Annotated in this window: 13 protein-coding genes; 3 read left to right on the forward strand and 10 right to left on the reverse strand. The window is 50.3% G+C overall.

All coding sequences use genetic code 11. From position 1 onward, the window contains the following. Positions 1-2,241 (reverse strand): FUSC family membrane protein, encoded by a 2,241-nt coding sequence (locus ABV298_RS21095; RefSeq protein ID WP_353718142.1) that lies wholly within the window; start codon positions 2,239-2,241, stop codon positions 1-3. 252 nt (positions 2,242-2,493) lie between these two features. Between ABV298_RS21095 and ABV298_RS21100 the strand changes: the two genes are divergently transcribed. Beyond that, positions 2,494-3,084, forward strand: a complete 591-nt coding sequence (locus tag ABV298_RS21100) for an HPP family protein (RefSeq protein WP_353718143.1) — start codon at positions 2,494-2,496, stop codon at positions 3,082-3,084. A 53-nt stretch (positions 3,085-3,137) separates the two neighbouring features. Here ABV298_RS21100 and ABV298_RS21105 read toward each other — a convergent pair whose 3' ends face one another. The 3 genes from ABV298_RS21105 to ABV298_RS21115 all read right to left on the reverse strand — a co-directional run bounded on the left by ABV298_RS21105 (position 3,138) and on the right by ABV298_RS21115 (position 5,963). Beyond that, a complete protein-coding gene (locus ABV298_RS21105) occupies positions 3,138-3,662 on the reverse strand; it encodes a ferritin (protein ID WP_353718144.1) in 525 nt (174 codons plus the stop codon). 111 nt (positions 3,663-3,773) lie between these two features. After that, positions 3,774-4,121, reverse strand: coding sequence for a hypothetical protein (locus tag ABV298_RS21110; protein WP_353718145.1), 348 nt, complete (start codon positions 4,119-4,121; stop codon positions 3,774-3,776). A gap of 171 nt (positions 4,122-4,292) precedes the next feature. Further along, the gene (locus tag ABV298_RS21115; RefSeq protein WP_353718146.1) at positions 4,293-5,963 is read right to left on the reverse strand and encodes a glutamine--tRNA ligase/YqeY domain fusion protein; all 1,671 of its coding nucleotides are present in this window, start codon (positions 5,961-5,963) and stop codon (positions 4,293-4,295) included. Between the two features lie 96 nt (positions 5,964-6,059). On the opposite strand from ABV298_RS21115, the gene truA reads away from it, so the two are divergent. Then, positions 6,060-6,806: a tRNA pseudouridine(38-40) synthase TruA gene (gene truA / locus ABV298_RS21120; protein WP_353718147.1), complete on the forward strand. Its 747-nt coding sequence runs from the start codon at positions 6,060-6,062 to the stop codon at positions 6,804-6,806. Here the strand turns inward: truA and ABV298_RS21125 are convergent. The 4 genes from ABV298_RS21125 to ABV298_RS21140 form a co-directional block, all read right to left on the reverse strand. Continuing rightward, a complete protein-coding gene (locus ABV298_RS21125; protein WP_353718148.1) occupies positions 6,803-8,395 on the reverse strand; it encodes an aldehyde dehydrogenase (NADP(+)) in 1,593 nt (530 codons plus the stop codon). The two genes, truA and ABV298_RS21125, sit on opposite strands and share 4 nt — an antisense overlap. Before the next feature lie 104 nt (positions 8,396-8,499). Continuing rightward, positions 8,500-9,462 carry a MoxR family ATPase gene (locus ABV298_RS21130; protein WP_353718149.1) on the reverse strand — a complete coding sequence of 321 codons (963 nt, stop codon included), beginning with the start codon at positions 9,460-9,462 and terminating at the stop codon, positions 8,500-8,502. A gap of 56 nt (positions 9,463-9,518) precedes the next feature. Further along, a complete protein-coding gene (locus tag ABV298_RS21135) occupies positions 9,519-10,892 on the reverse strand; it encodes a peptidylprolyl isomerase (protein WP_353718150.1) in 1,374 nt (457 codons plus the stop codon). 94 nt (positions 10,893-10,986) lie between these two features. Beyond that, on the reverse strand, positions 10,987-13,278 hold the full coding sequence (locus ABV298_RS21140; RefSeq protein WP_353718151.1) for a peptidylprolyl isomerase: 2,292 nt from the start codon (positions 13,276-13,278) through the stop codon (positions 10,987-10,989). A 347-nt stretch (positions 13,279-13,625) separates the two neighbouring features. Between ABV298_RS21140 and ABV298_RS21145 the strand changes: the two genes are divergently transcribed. Further along, on the forward strand, positions 13,626-14,108 hold the full coding sequence (locus ABV298_RS21145; protein ID WP_353718152.1) for a hypothetical protein: 483 nt from the start codon (positions 13,626-13,628) through the stop codon (positions 14,106-14,108). Positions 14,109-14,123: 15 nt separating this feature from the next. On the opposite strand, the gene ABV298_RS21150 is transcribed toward ABV298_RS21145, so the two are convergent. Together ABV298_RS21150 and ABV298_RS21155 are read right to left on the reverse strand one after the other, a co-directional pair. Then, the gene (locus ABV298_RS21150; protein ID WP_353718153.1) at positions 14,124-14,513 is read right to left on the reverse strand and encodes a VOC family protein; all 390 of its coding nucleotides are present in this window, start codon (positions 14,511-14,513) and stop codon (positions 14,124-14,126) included. Positions 14,514-14,547: 34 nt separating this feature from the next. Beyond that, the gene (locus ABV298_RS21155; protein ID WP_353718154.1) at positions 14,548-15,738 is read right to left on the reverse strand and encodes a DUF5009 domain-containing protein; all 1,191 of its coding nucleotides are present in this window, start codon (positions 15,736-15,738) and stop codon (positions 14,548-14,550) included. Positions 15,739-15,797 lie beyond the last annotated feature (59 nt).

Below are 15,797 nucleotides of genomic sequence, written 5' to 3' on the forward strand. Positions count from 1 at the left end.
CTAAGCTGCTTTCGCGGTTTTTATTTTTTGAAGGATCTTGATCTCATCGATCGAAATAGTGCTGATGAGCTCGAATAGCCCGTTGATTGTTTTCAAATCCGACAGCATTTTGCGCACCGGAGATTGATCGGCCTTCTCGATGCCGAGCTCCTTGATTTCCTTTTTACGGTTCGCAAGCAGTTCGACCAGCCGCTGGTTCTGGGGTAGCGATTCCCGTACGATTTCCAGGCTGTTGCCCGTCTTGCCGTCGATGATGTCCATAGCAGCCTGCAATTGCCGGTCGATTTGCCGGGTCATCATTTCGAATTCGACCGAAAATTCCGAGTATTCCAATGTCTGCGCGTAGGTCGAGAGCGAAGCGATGTAGGAAGTCAGCATATGGCTCGTCGCTACGAACTGGTGGTATTCTTCCATGTTCAACTGCTGACGTTTCGGTTCGGAAAGCATTTTCTGGAAATTGTCCGAAAGATTGGCCATGGCAATGATCGCATTCTTCCTGTGGACTTTCAGTTCGTTGATATCCAGTGGCTTTCCGGTAAATTTCGCGGCTACGATATCAAAGTACTTACGATTTGCGTCCAGCGCATCCTTCATATATTGCTTGATCTGCGAATGCTCCCAAACCGGCAGCACATAGGAAGATATAATGTAGGCGATCACCGAGCCGATCACCGTATCGATGACGCGGTCCTGCAAAACCGCCGTTACATGTTGCGGGCTGAGGAAATGGAACGACAGGATCACATACAACGTAATGCTCGTGGATGCAACGAAATAATTGATTTTCAGGAAACTGTACGCCAGGATCATGGACACCATCATCAGTAGGAACAAAGGCGTGCTCTCCTCGATGAGATAGAGGAAGAGAAACCCGATGACTACCCCCAAAATGGTCCCGCCGATCCGGTGGATATTCCGCTGCTTGGTAATGCTGAACGCAGGTTTGAGAATCACCGCGATGGTAAGCAGGATCCAGTAGCCATGCCCTACGGCGAGGAACAACGAAGCGATATAACCAGCCAGCAATCCCAACGTCACGCGGACGGCATGGCGGAAATGGCTCGACTTCAGCGAGAGGTTATCGAGCAAAATGCGCGGATGGTAATCCTGCTTCGGGGTAAAATCTTCCGCTTCCACGGTCAATTTGTAATCCTTACTAACATCCGCTTCGTATTTCGTAGCCCTGTGCAGTTTTTTTATTCGCTCGGTTACGTCTTGCAGGCTGTTGAGGATTTGCCGCAGCATGATGAAATCTTCCATATTATCATGGTTCATCTTGTGTTCGCGCATGCGTTCGAAGGCGCGCTGGCACTTGTTGAAAGCCTCGTCGAGGTCGTGGCGGGGATGCGACGCGTAACCGCTCTGTACGGCCAACCCGATCTGCTGGATTTCGGCGGCAAGCCAGGTAATGTACGTCCCGAACAACCTCAATACTTTGGTATGGTCAAATGCACGATGCAGGTTGGCGTAGTTTTGCTGGGAATTGAGAATACGTTCGAAAAGATCGATGCTGTCGAGGAACATCAGCATCAATATACGGCTCTTGGTGGTGGACTCTGTTACGATTTCCCGCGTTTTGAAAAGGATTTCGCGCAGGTTTTCATGGTTCTCGCGGAGAATGACCTGCTGATGTACCATCCGGTTGAAAAGCTCGTCGTAATCGGGATTGGCAAAATAATAACCGGCCTTTATGGAAAGCAGTTTGCCCAGCTCCACAAAATTTTCCCCCAGAAGCTGCTGAATGAGCTTGTAGGGTAAAAGCTTCTGCAAAACCATGAACAATATGAAATACCAGATACCACCGGCGGAAAAAATCGCGGCAGTCCGCAACACCATATCGCCGCTGAGGTGGTCATCAATGTTAAATACAAAAACGAGCAGGGAAATCAGGCCGATGCTGTTCACGCGGTTGCCGTATACGCCGACCAGCGAGAAAAACATTCCGAATATGATGATTTCCAGAAAGACGATGAAATGAAAATGCCGCAGATAGCCCGTAATACAGGCAACTACGAAGCAAGTGGCAATGGCGACCAGCAGCGCGTTCCGCCGTCTGTGGTAAGGTCCGGGATTATCGATGCCGCCGATCAGCAGCGTGCCGAGCGGAAACGCGATCATCTCGCCCAGAATGCCGTAGTGGTGAAAAATGAGGCTGGGGATAATCGTCCCGAGGGTTAAACGTACACCGGTCGACAGGTAATGGCTGGAAATAAACTTTTTAAACTCGTCGAGGTAATTCATGGAATCGGATCACGGTGTGCTATTGCAATACTACTATTTTAAATCTGGCGACCCAACAAAAGCCGTACCAAATTTTGCTGCCGGGTAACGGGCACAAAGTCGCGCTGCCTGACCCGTTTTTTGTATATTTGGAAGGGAATAGGAAAATGGAGCGGGGGAGAAATTTGGAGTGTCCCAATGATTTACGAACCATTGGCATCCCGTTATAGTTCTATTTTCACTATTGCCGCAACCAAAAAAAGTTTTCAAGTTTTGAGAAAAAAGATCAAACGTAACGCAAGATTGGTCCGTTACGTAGTTTACAAAGAGACATTAATCGATTTCAAAGACCATTTCTGGACTTTCCTGGGATCATTTCTCGGTATCGGGCTGATAGGCCTGCTCAACGACCAGAAATTCACCGATTCCGATTCGTTATTTCTCATCGGCTCCTTTGGCGCATCGTCGGTGTTGATTTACGGCATCGTGAACAGCCCGCTCGCGCAGCCGCGAAACCTCATAGGCGGCCATGTGGTATGCGCAATCGTGGGAGTGACGGTCCATAAGATCATTCCCGACCAGATTTGGCTGTCGTCCGCATTTGCTGTTTCGGTCTCCATCGTATTGATGCAGGTGACCAAAACGTTACATCCACCGGGCGGCGCGACGGCGTTGATCGCAAATATTGGATCAGAGAAGATCAAAGCGCTGGGTTATATGTATGTGCTGAGCCCCGTTTTGAGCGGGGTCCTGATCCTGCTTTTCGTAGCTGTGATGGTGAACCGTTTTGCCGCTCACCGCAGGTACCCGGCCAACAAAAACTGGTACAGGGTCTGGGAGAGGCGTTATTTTACAAGGGTTTAAAAACAAAATAGCTGCTCTTTCGGGCAGCTATTCGGGCAGATAAGAAATTTGTATTATTCGTCGGCGCCGATTTTGCCGATTGCTTTGTCGATCACATATAAACCGGTTCCTTCCTCACCGATTACATCGAACAGTTCGATCGCGCGGCGTGCGTTGTCTTCTTCTTCGATCTGCTCGCTCACGAACCATTGCAGGAAGTTTTCGGTCGCGTAATCCTCTTCTCTGCGTGCCGCCGTAATGATGCGGTTGATCGATTGCGTCACCGCGATTTCGCTTTGAAGCGCAGTTTCAAACACGCTTTTGAAGGTCGGATATTCCTGCTTAACGCCGGAAATTTCGGGAGAAATCGCCGTACCTCCTACTGTCATCAGGTAGTTGAAGATTTTCAGCATGTGGCCGCGCTCCTCGTCAGACTGTTTGAGGAAATACTTGGCGCTGTGCTTGAAACCGTTGCGGTCGCACCACGATGCCATGGCAAGGTATTTCGCGGAAGCTTCTGCTTCCATCTTCACCTGGTTGTTCAAAAGTATCTCTATTTCCTCTTTGAGGGAAGTACGTGCTCTAAGTAAGTCTTTCATGATATCGCTTGTTTATTCGTGCCTTAACAAGTGCAAATATCATGCGAAAGTTCATCTTTCCAAATCGTTTTAGAAATTTGGAAACGGTCTAATATAGTCTGAATGAGTTATTTAGACTAATTCTTGCTCTGAAAACAGGACTTGGTGAAGCATGGAGTTGAGCTCAATCGCGAAGTGCGTTCCGTTCACCAGCTCGCGCAGCTGGATTACTTCGCAGAGGGTCATCTTGTGTTCCATATTAAGCCGGGGAACCTCAACAAACTCATAGTCAGATTCGTCGGATAGATCGAAAATTTTGCTGTGGATGTCGATGCTGTTGATAAACCGGCGGAAATTCAGAAAGTCCAGAATTTTGAAAGAGGCTTTGATCTCGCCAAAGTGAAGAATAATTCTGGAAGTTAAATCACACTGTACGCTATAACCTTTCGCGGTACTGAACAATTCATTCTGGGTATTCACTGACAGCAAGAAATTTGAATCGTGGAAATTGTTGCACAAAGATAAATTCAAACTTTTTGCCAAGCAAGTTTATTTGTAAGCAATCTAATTAAATGATATAATAAAGAATAGATACAAAAGAGCCCTGCAACTTCCTTGCCGTCGACTTAAGTCGACGGCAAGGAAGTTTGATCAATTAGCTGCTTTTGCCCAATTGTCCCGCAATGTCGTGGTTCGGTTGAAAATTAGCTTTCTGGAGGTACTATCGGGGTCTTTGGCGAAATAGCCTTTGCGGAGAAACTGGAATGATTCGCCTTCCTGCGCCTCTAACAATGCGGGCTCGGCATAACCGGTTATAATATGCAGGGAATCGGGATTAAGATAGTCTTTGAAATCACCGTCCCCGGACGACGGGTCTTCTACCGAGAACAAACGGTCATACAGCCGTACCTCGATTTCGACTGCATGGGCGGCCGAAACCCAGTGTAACGTCCCTTTTACATTAATGCCGGTCGTGTCCTGTCCGCTCTTGCTGTTTTCGATGTACGTACAGCGCACTGCTGTAATTTCTCCATTTTCATCCTTCACAAAATCATCGCATTGGATAATATAGGCACCTTTCAAGCGGACCATTTTGCCCGGAGCGAGTCGGAAGTATTTCTTCGAGGGTATTTCCATGAAGTCTTCCTTTTCGATAAAGATCTCACGGGAAAAAGGGATTTCGCGGTTGCCGGTCGAAATATCTTCCGGGTTATTTTCAGAATGACACATCTCGGTAACGCCTTCTGGGAAATTGGTGATAACCACTTTCAATGGATCTAGCACCACCATCCGGCGCAATGCTTTTTTGTTCAGGTCTTCACGGACACAAAACTCCAAGAGTCCGACGTCAACCATATTCTCCCGTTTGGCAACGCCGATCCGGTCGCAGAAATCGCGGATGCTGAATGCGGTGTAGCCTCTCCGGCGCATGCCGCTGATTGTTGGCATCCGCGGATCGTCCCAGCCGCTTACGTGGCCTTCCTGCACCAGTTGGAGCAGTTTGCGCTTACTCGTGACGGTATAGTTCAGGTTACGGCGTGCAAATTCGTATTGGTGCGAAGGGTAAATGCCCAATTTCTCGATCAGCCAGTCGTACAACTCGCGGTGCGGAGCGAATTCCAGCGTGCAAATCGAATGTGTTACCGTTTCGATGGCGTCGCTTTGTCCGTGCGCGAAGTCGTACATCGGGTAAATACACCATTTGTTTCCGGTGCGGTGATGATGCGCGTGCTTGATCCGGTAAAGGATCGGGTCACGCATGAGCATATTCATGTGCGCCATGTCGATTTTTGCGCGCAAAGTACGGCTGCCGTCGGGGAAGGCGCCGTTTTTCATTTGTTCGAAAAGTGCAAGATTTTCCTCTACGCCGCGGTTACGGTAGGGACTGTCTTTTCCCGGTTCGGTCGGTGTACCTTTCAAGGCAGCTATTTCTTCGGAAGTAGAGTCGTCCACATAAGCAAGCCCGTCCTTAATCAGCTTGATCGCGTAGCCGTAAAGAGTGTCGAAATAGTCGGATGCATAGCGCTCGTTCTCCCATTCGAAACCCAGCCAGCGAATGTCGTTCTTTATATTTTCAACGTATTCGGTGTCTTCCGTCACCGGATTGGTGTCGTCAAATCGCAGATTGGTATAACCCGGAAATTTCTTGGTCAGCCCGAAATTCAAGCAAATGCTGGTAGCATGCCCAATGTGCAGATAGCCATTCGGTTCGGGGGGAAAGCGTGTAATAATCTGAGTATATTTTCCTGATTGCAGGTCAGCGTCAATAATCTCCTCGATAAAGTTCAGGCTTTTCTCTTCTTTTTTCTCTTCCGTAATCATACTAAAATGAAATTTTCCAATTTTCAAAGTTAACCTTCTTCCCGCAAATTCCGCAATCGGCCCTGCTAAATCGCACGTTTGGCTTAATTTTGCGGCATGCGCTATTTTATCGAATTCAGTTACCGCGGTACCGCCTACAACGGCTGGCAAAAGCAAAACAATGCATTGGGCGTGCAGCAGGTGCTGGAAGAAGCATTGTTCAAGGTCCTGCGCTTGCCCATCGAGCTGACAGGCAGCAGCCGCACCGACGCGGGTGTTCATGCAGAACAACAATTCGCTCATTTTGATTTACCCGAAGCGACAGCAAACCCCGATTTGCTCGTTTATAAACTCAATGCGCTCACGCCCCGTGACATTGCCGTACACCGGCTGATACCGGTAGCCCGTGATATCCACTCGCGGTTCGCCGCTACGTACCGGAAGTATGAATACCGTATTACCTATCGGAAAAATCCATTTCTCGCCGATCTGGCGACGCAAATGCGTCGAAACCTGGATGTGGCGCGGATGAACGAAGCGGCCGCATTGCTGCTGGTCTATAACGATTTCGAAAGTTTCAGCAAGATCCACACGAGCGTGAACAATTTCCGTTGCACCGTTACCGAGGCATGCTGGGTCGAATCGGGTGATATGCTGGTGTTTCATGTCAAGGCGAACCGCTTCTTGCGGGGAATGGTGCGCGCATTGGTAGGGACAATGCTGGAAGTGGGGCGCCACAAAATATCCGTCGGCGATTTTGAGCAGATAATCCTGTCCCGCAACAGAAAAAATGCCGGAGCGCAGGCCCCGGCAGAAGGTTTGTTCCTGGTAGAAGTCGGTTATCCCGACTCGTTGTTCCGTTAAATGCGCCCCTTCGTCAGCACGTTATCGACCAGCCTGAAAATGTTCAGCGGATTACCGTTTTTCAATTCGTCGGGAAGCAGTGAATCCGGCCAGTTCTGGTAGGACTGCGGCCGGACGAAACGCAAAATGGAATGCCGCCCTACCGATGTGAACTTCGAATCCGCAGTAGCGGGGAATGGCCCGCCGTGGTGAATGGAAGGACAAACTTCCACACCGGTCGGGACGCCATTCATGATAAAGCGGCCGGATATTTTTGCAAGTTGCCGCACAATTTCGGGATATTCGGCCACCTCCGCCTCTTCGGCGATCAATGTGGCCGTAAGTTGTCCTTTCAAATGCGAGATGGCCTCGTACAGTTCGCCCGTGTCCTCGCAAACAACAAGCAGAGAAAACGGACCGAAAACCTCCTCGTGCAGTTTGGGATTTTCAATAAAATCTTTCCCCGAAACCAGTGCGATGGATGCCTCGGCCTGGTTTTCGCCTTCGGGACGAATATCCGAGATGGCAAGTGCAGTTACATTCGTTTGTTCCAGGGCCTCCGCACGCAGTTTATTGTAGTTTTTACAAATACCCGCCGTCAGCATCGTGGCGGCAGGCGTGTTCAGGATTTCCGATTTGTAGGAATTCTGAAATGTTTCGAGCCCCTCCGATTTCGTGATAAATACCAAACCCGGATTCGTGCAGAACTGCCCGGCGCCCAGACTCACCGAGCCTGCCAGTGTTTTGCCGAGCTGCTCCGCATTGTTTTTTAAATATCGGGGCAAAACCACGATCGGGTTCACGCTGCCCATTTCCGCGTAAACCGGAATAGGTTCTTCGCGTTCCCGGGCCAGCCTGTAAAGTGCCATCCCGCCTTTGTAGGAGCCGGTAAAGCCGACAGCTTTTGTCGCCGGATGCTTCACCAATGCGGTCCCTACTTCAAAGCCATCGTCATAAAGCATCGAGAAAGTGCCCTCCGGCATGCCCGTGCGCTTGGCCGCACGCACGATCGCTTGTGCGGTAAGGTCGCTCACGCCCGGGTGTGCCGGATGCGCTTTCACAACCACCGGATTACCGGCCGCCAACGCGGGGCCGGAGTCCACGCCAGCCACCGAATAGGCGAACGGGAAATTGCTGGAACCGAAAATGACAACCGGACCAATGGGAACGAGCATTTTACGGATGTCCGGCTTGGGAACCGGGGGTCGTTCGGGTTGGGCGGTGTCGATGGCGGCCTCTACCCAGGAGCCCTCCCGCAGGAGTTCCGCGAACTGCGTAAGCTGATTGATTGTCCGGGCGCGTTCTCCCTGCAACCGGGCGATGGGAAGTCCTGTCTCCTGGTTAGCCCGTTCGAGGAGTTGATCGCCCAATGCCATTATTTCCTCGGTAATGGCAATCAGGAAATCCGCACGGTCGTAAGCGGGGACCCTCGAATAGCTGTCAAAAGCCTTTTCCGCCAGTTGCATTGTTTTGTTAACCTCTTCAACGGTGGCGCATTGGAAAGTTTCGGGGAGATAAGTATCGGTTACGGGCACATACGCTTTGAACTGGCGGCCGCCTTCTGCCGAAAGTGCGTAGCCGATAAAGTTCCTGCCTTGAATGTTGGTCATGGTGATGCGGTTGGAATAATTGACTGTCTGAAAAAATAAAAGTTTGTGCCATCCGGGGACGACACAAACCTCTTGATTAATTCTGGCTGATAGGAGACCCTGTCTTACAGCAGTCTTCCGATAATGTCGTCTACCGAAATGCCTTCCGCTTCCGCCTTGAAATTGCGGATAATACGGTGGCGCAATACGGGTAATGCAACTGCTTTCACATCCTCGATATCAGGGGAATATTTGCCCGAAAGCAGCGCATTGCATTTTGCGGCGAGGATCAGTGCCTGCGAGGCGCGCGGGCCGGCACCCCATTCGAGGTAATCGTTGGTGTCTTTGATAGCCAGGCTGCCGTTCGGGCGTGTCTTGTGCACGAGTTTTACGGCATATTCAATCACATGATCGGTCACCGGAACTCTTCTGACCAGGTGCTGGAAATCGGTAATTTCCTGGGCGCTGATAACCTTCTGTACCTGATATCGGCTGTCGGTAGTGGTATTCTTGACGATACTTACTTCCTCTGTGTACGAAGGATAATCGAGCTGGATCATGAACATAAACCGGTCGAGCTGGGCCTCGGGCAGGGGATAGGTACCTTCCTGTTCGATCGGGTTCTGGGTGGCGAGCACGAAAAACGGCCTGTCGAGCGAATGTTTCGCACCGGCGATAGTGACCGAATATTCCTGCATCGCTTCCAGCAATGCGGACTGCGTCTTGGGCGGAGTCCGGTTGATCTCGTCCGCGAGGATGATGTTGGCGAATATAGGGCCCTTGATGAATTTGAAATTACGGTTCTGGTCGAGTGTTTCCGAACCGAGAATGTCGGAAGGCATCAGGTCGGGTGTGAACTGGATCCGGTTAAAGTTCAGATCGAGCGAGGAAGCGATGGTCTGGATCAGAAGCGTTTTGGCGAGCCCCGGAACACCTACCAGCAAGCAATGGCCCTGGCAGAAAATAGCGGTGAGCAATCTTTTAACAACTTCATCCTGTCCGATAATCACATTTCCGATTTCACTCCGGATTTTATCATAAGCTACTTTCATAGCTTCGGCAGCTTCTACGTCCGATGAATACTTCACGTTATGTTTGGTTAGATTTTCACTCGTTTAAAGCAATGATTACCGCCGTTTTACCGCTATAAATCATCCCCATTGGCGGCCAGACCAAGCACCTTGCAGTTTTTATACTCTGGTTCGATACTGATGTAGACATCGCCCTGCGCTTTTTTGAACCACTCTTCCAGCGCATTGTTCCGCTTGTTGCTCAGCACGATCTGCGCCAGTTTTTCATAATCGTCGTGCAGGTTTGCCGTATGCGGTTCGGACTTGCTTTTATACCAAAGTATCCGCATCGCGCTGCTGCCGTCCTCCATGCGATACGATACGGGCATACTCAAATCGCCCACTTTCATGGTATCGATCGCGAAGTACAACGCGGGGTCCATCGATGCATCGAGGGTCAGCTTGGATAGTCCGGTACTTCTGTCCTGGATTAACCCTCCCGATTCGGCTGTTTCCTTGTCGTCGGAGTTGTCGAGCGCCGCTTTCGCGAATTTCAGCGAGTCGCTTTTGATAAGCGTGCGGAGGCTGTCGAGTGCACGGGTCGCGGCGGTCATATCGGTGCCTTTGTTGTAGTCGGGGCGGAGCAGGATGTGGCGTGCGTGGTATTCGGCGCCCCGCGTTTCAATCAGTTTAATGAGGTGAAAGCCGAACTGCGATTCGATTACATTGGACATTTCGCCCGGTTTAAGCGCCAATGCTGCCCCTTCGAACTCCGGTACCATTTGTCCGCGTTTCGCGAAACCGAGATCGCCGCCCACTTTGGCTGAACCAAGGTCTTCGGAATAGATCTGCGCGAGCATGGCAAAGTCTTCCCCTTTCTCGGCGCGCTGCTTCAATTCCTGCAACTGTTGGCGGAGCTTTTCCTTTTGCTCCCTGGTGACGGTCCCTTTCTTGACAATATGGCCCACTTCCACTTCGGCGGGAATGTAGGGCAAGCTGTCCTTTGGAATAGAATTAAAAAACTTACGTACCTCGGCCGGCGTGATCTTCACATTGCCGGAGATCGTCCGCTGCATTTTTTCGACGATCTTTTGCTCTTTTACCTGTTGCCGAAGTTCGTTTTTGAGATTTTCAATGCTTTTGCCGTATGCTTCGACGATATTCTTTTCCGAACCGAAACGCTGAATCATGTAATTCATCTTCGCGTTCAGTTCGCCGTCGACCTCCTTGTCATCGACTGTCACAGAGTCAATCTCGGCCTTTGCCAGGAGCATTTTGTTGATGATCAGGGATTCGAGCAACTGACATTTTTCCGGAGCCGTCCTTCCTTCGGCCTTGTACTGATTGTACATGTCTTCCAGTTCCGAATTCAGGATGTAATGGTTATCGACCCTCGCGATAATCTTGTCCAGGCTCACTCCCTGCTGGCCTTGCCCGTAGCTTATCATGCTGATCAACAACATGAAAACGGCTGTCAAATGAGCGCCGATCCATTTATTTACTTTCATATTTTCTTGTATGCTGATTTGGATTTAATGCGGGTTTTATTCAATTAAAATCTTAAAAATGAAACAGATTCGATTTATAAGTGCTAAAATACGGCTAACGCTTAATTTTTTCTAATTCCTGCGCGTTGACTTTGACCGGGAACTTCTCCTGCAACCGGGTCACCCATTGTTTTTCGAGCTCTTTCTGGTAATCGTTGATCACGCTTCCCCGCGCCTCCGGGAACGTCTTGGGACGTGGCGGATCGATTTTCGTCACATTTGCCCATAAAAACGCACCGTTCGCATGGGCGGTCTGTTCGCCGGTCTGCCATTTGAAACCATTGAACAACGGGTCTGTCTTAGTAAAGTAACCTTCGCGGATCGTTACTGTTCCCGGCGCATCCGTATTGTAAACCTTTTCCACGTCGTTTTTCGATTGGCTGTAAAACTGGAACGCGACCCTCCGGTTACGCTCCGGCTCGGCCGATTGCCGGAAAGAACCATAGTCTTTCTCTATGATACGCAGAATCGGGATGTTTCGTGCATTTAAATATTTTACAACATTGCGGACGCGGGTCGAAGAAATGATTTCCGGCTCGTCGGTGGCGCGGTACCCCGCTATCTCAACTACGTAATCCGCATTTTTTTCCATGATAATGTAAAGATCGTTCAGTGCGTCGAGTTGCTGGTTGCCGATTTCCGCCGAATTGACCGGGAAAAGGAGCTCCTTCGACTTCCGTTCCAGCCGGTACGGGCTCGTGGCCAGCGTTTTTCTGACATTGTTCAGCGTCTGGGTATCTTTCGCCGCCACTATCGTCGCGAACGCACGTTCGGGGTAGTTGTAGCGGTCCTTATTTCTTTCGTAAAAATTCCGCTGGCCGGTCGAATCGGAAAGCGAGCGCTGCCAGACCTGCTCTTCCATGATCTGCGAAAGCAGCACGCCGTCGCGAATCTCGTTCATCAGGCTACGGAACTCGGGATTGGATTCTTCGAGGTGCTCTTTCTCATATTCAACCAGCGATTCGGTGAGGTAATCGTTGTAATAGCGTTTAAAAATCACGTCCGGCGATGCATCTTTCGGGCGGGGCGTCTGTTTGCGTTTGACATAGGTCAGGAACGACAATGCATCGTATTGCCTCTGCCCGATGCGGAAAAGTGTCACTGCCGACCAATCGGCGGAAACGGCCCGCTGGTAATCCCATTTGCCGGTCCTGAGCGTGCTGTCGGCCAGCGCGGCCACCAGCTTCCATTGATCGGCGGCTTCCTGCACCGCGTATTTCTGGCGCAGGCGCCTTGCATTCGCCTGCTCGATGATTTTTCCGCGCGAATCGGTTACCACTTTTTTGCGCAGCGACGGGGCCATATTGGCAAACGTTTCGATAGGCCGCTTTTCGACAAGGCGGATAATGTGCCAGCCGTACATGGTGAGTACGGGTTTTGAGTACGATTGGGGGCGTGTCAATGCAAATGCGGCGTCTTCGATTTCGGGCACCATTTGCCCGGTGCCGAAAATGGGCAGCAGTCCGCCATTCTTCCGCGACTCGCGGTCGTCGGAGTATTTGTCGACGATCATATTCCAATCCGCGCCGTTCTGTAATTGGGCGTATGCCTCTTCAATGCGCGCTTTGGCCGATTCTTTCTGGGCCGCAGTCCCGGCGGTATCCGCTTTCACCATAATGTGCGCGATACGCACCATCCCACGATTAGGCCGGCGGTCGTTGACTTTGATCAGATGGTAGCCGGCTTTGGTACGGACGGGCTGGGATATTTTCCCTACTGGTAATGTGTAGGCCGCCGTTTCGATTGGGTACAGGGTTTGAAATGCGGTGAAATAACCCAGATCGCCCCTGGTCGTTCTGGCGGCAGGATCTTTGGAAAACCGCGCAGCCATGTCGCCGAAATCCGTGCCTTCTTCCAGCCTTCCGCGAAGCGCTATGGACGCCCGGTAGGCTTCCAGCGTGTCCGCCGGCGAAGCGTCTTCCGAAACACCAACGAGAATATGCGACGCGCGTACTTCCTGTTTCAGGCGGTTATAGGCTTCGTCGGCCAGCTTTTCGACGAGTTCTTTATCGACGAGGTGGTTTTTGGCGAGCTGGTCGCGGTAAGAGGCGATTTCCTCGCGGTAATCCAGTGTCGTGTCTTTTCCTTCGGATTTTGCTTGTAATACTTTGATTTTTAAGTCCGTATATAGTGGAAGGTATTCCTCGGGCGTCAATGCTTTCGTGGAATCGGAGGCAAACTTGTTTTTATCGTAGGAATCCTGGTAATCATCAAGTGAAAATCGCTCGTTACCGATTTCGAGCAGCGGCTGGGTTTCGGCAACCGTTTGCTGAGGCGGAGCCGTAGTTTTACATGCGCTGAGAAGTGAAATCGTAAAGAGACCAATATGGAACTGGATTTTGGACATATCAAAATTGTATTAGGCTATGGCAGCTTGCTAAGTTTAAACCGCATTAGCGCTCAATTATTGTAAAGCCAGCAAAGTTAGCCGCTTTCTGGTCAGGACAAAAAAATGCATGCGGCTATGTGGATTTGTACCTTCTACAATTCCACATTTTTAGCAGCCGGTTATGGCAAAATTTGCCCAGGATCGGGGCCGGATTTTGTGTCCGGAATTTTGAAAAAAGTTTAATAATTCCTTTTTGTGATTTAAAGAGGATAAAGTATTTAAATAACGGCAAAACAGGCGTTTAGGGGCAATTTGGGTATGGTTTTTTAAGAACTTATTCTACATCGCTTTAACATTTACAGCATATGGAGGAGAGCAAAGGAAACGAGTTCATTCAGATGATCCGGGCGTTATGGAATGAGCAGAAAAAGCGGGAAGTTCTGTATCTCGAGGCATTGAAAAGAGACGGAATGGGGCCATTCCGGCGGATATTAAGCCAGGGACATCTGAGCGCTTTGCTGTTTCAGAAGGAGATCCGTGCTGTTTATGACTATTTCAAATGTTTTCTCAACGACAAGGAACTGGCAGACCACAATCAGATCGCCTCGCGCACTTCCCTGCAACTGCTGGAAAACGCGCACGACAAGGAAGAAGTAGTTTCGTGCCTTAAAAAAATAGAAGCCGCTGTTATACAGCTCTATAAATCGGTACGCAGTTATCTTGAAAAGGAACCCGAAGCCCAGCGCCTGATGGACGAACACCTTTTGCGGGTTTCGGAGTTTTACGAATCGCTCTGCAAGCTGGAATCGGGCAACCGCCGCAACTTCGGCTTGACCGCCGCGGCCTAGTGAGCCCGTCAAATCTCAAATCTCATATAATTCGATCGGCAGATCATCCGGATCGGCGAAAAATGTGAATTTCTTGCCTGTGAATTCATCCGTCCGGATGGGTTCCGGAAAAACCCCTTTCGTATTCAGCACTGCGATGGCCTTTTCGATATCCGCAACTTTGAAAGCGATGTGCCTTAGCCCGCATGCTTCCGGGCGCGATACGCGCGGGGGAGGGGATGGGAATGAAAAAAGCTCGATAATATACTGGCCGTTAAGCGATAGGTCGAGCTTGTACGAATCCCGCGCTTCCCGGTATACCTCCCGTTCGATCTTAAAACCTAGAATCCCGGTATAAAACTGTTTAGATCTGGCATAATCGGAGCAAATGATCGCGATATGATGTACGGCTTGAAGTTCGAGCATTTTGAAAAGTGTTTGAAAATATTTTCAAAGATCGTCAGATCTTGATAAAAACCTTCTTTTTATACATCCAGCGGAGGACCAGCCATTCCACCAGGAGAATTAATGCGCCGCTGACGAGCGATGCATAGCTGGCGCCGAAAATCGAGTCGTAATGCTGCCCGAAATGGATCTTGAACGATTCCCGGATAAACCCGCCAAGGCCGTCGGCGATCACGTAGGCGGCGATGGAATTCGTGCCGATTACGATCAACGGGTAAAACCAGGATTTACGGTTTTTCACATCCACGATAAAATAGAATGCGGAAAGCAGCAGGAATGCACAGCCGCCGCTGAATAGCGTCCAGGCCGGCGTCCAGATGCGTTTCACGATCGGGTTAAGGCCGGTGAAGTGGAGAAGCAGCGAAAGGATCAGTAAAGCCGCCGCGGTAACGATGTATCGTTTCAGCAGCCACGCGGTCGATGTCGCCGATTTTAGCCATTTACCTGCTATCAAACCCAATAACATAGTTCCCAGTGTTGGAATGAAACTTAATGTGCTGTAACCGCCACCGTTGTACCGGAATGGCTTTTCTCGTGGAAAGAGGTTCAGAAACCACCGGTCGAATGCCCAGGCGGCATTGGTGTTTTTGTTCCAGTGTGCAGCGAACCCTTTCAGGTTATGCTCCCAGTCGGCCGTGACGCCGGTTTGGGACCAGTCGAAATCCGGCCCGGGGAGCGGATACAACGCAAACAGGGTTGCATAACCCGCGAGAATGGCGGCCAATGCTCCCCACTGGATTTTTTCCGAAGCAAAGCCCAGTGCAAAAAGGATCGGGTAACCAAGGCCGATTTGCGTCAAAGTGTCTTCGAATGTGAAATTGGTTTGCTCCGAATGCATCGAGCGGAGAAAAATGCCTAAGAATATCAGTATCAGCGAACGCCGGATAGTGTGCACCCACATCATCGAAACCGACTGATTCCTGCCCGCCCGGCTGGCCATCGAGTACGGCAGGGCAACGCCTACCAGAAAGGAAAACGAAGGCTGGATCAGGTCATGCAGCGAACAACCCACCCACGGGACATGGCTTTGATGAAAATCCATGAATGCCCAGAAAGCACTGTCGGGAAGCGCTTCGGCCACATTTCCGAAACGCAGCACTTCGGCCATCATCAGGAACATCACAAATCCACGGTAGGCGTCGACAGACGAAACACGTTGAGGCGAAAGGGTAGCGGTTTCTTTCAAAATAATGCGGTTTAGGGTAATGGTTTTAAGCAATACTGACAAACGGCACGAAAAGGTTA

It is taken from the genome of Dyadobacter sp. 676, from assembly GCF_040448675.1.
Lineage (GTDB): Bacteria > Bacteroidota > Bacteroidia > Cytophagales > Spirosomataceae > Dyadobacter.

Bases quoted from the DNA above. Each gene is read 5' to 3' on its own strand.
- ABV298_RS21105 (WP_353718144.1), bottom strand. From the start codon at position 3,662: ATGAAAGACTTACTTAGAGCACGTACTTCCCTCAAAGAGGAAATAGAG.
- ABV298_RS21140 (WP_353718151.1), bottom strand. From the start codon at position 13,278: ATGTCCAAAATCCAGTTCCATATTGGTCTCTTTACGATTTCACTTCTC.
- ABV298_RS21095 (WP_353718142.1), bottom strand. From the start codon at position 2,241: ATGAATTACCTCGACGAGTTTAAAAAGTTTATTTCCAGCCATTACCTG.
- ABV298_RS21150 (WP_353718153.1), bottom strand. From the start codon at position 14,513: ATGCTCGAACTTCAAGCCGTACATCATATCGCGATCATTTGCTCCGAT.
- ABV298_RS21135 (WP_353718150.1), bottom strand. From the start codon at position 10,892: ATGAAAGTAAATAAATGGATCGGCGCTCATTTGACAGCCGTTTTCATG.
- truA (WP_353718147.1), top strand. From the start codon at position 6,060: ATGCGCTATTTTATCGAATTCAGTTACCGCGGTACCGCCTACAACGGC.
- ABV298_RS21145 (WP_353718152.1), top strand. From the start codon at position 13,626: ATGGAGGAGAGCAAAGGAAACGAGTTCATTCAGATGATCCGGGCGTTA.
- ABV298_RS21125 (WP_353718148.1), bottom strand. From the start codon at position 8,395: ATGACCAACATTCAAGGCAGGAACTTTATCGGCTACGCACTTTCGGCA.
- ABV298_RS21115 (WP_353718146.1), bottom strand. From the start codon at position 5,963: ATGATTACGGAAGAGAAAAAAGAAGAGAAAAGCCTGAACTTTATCGAG.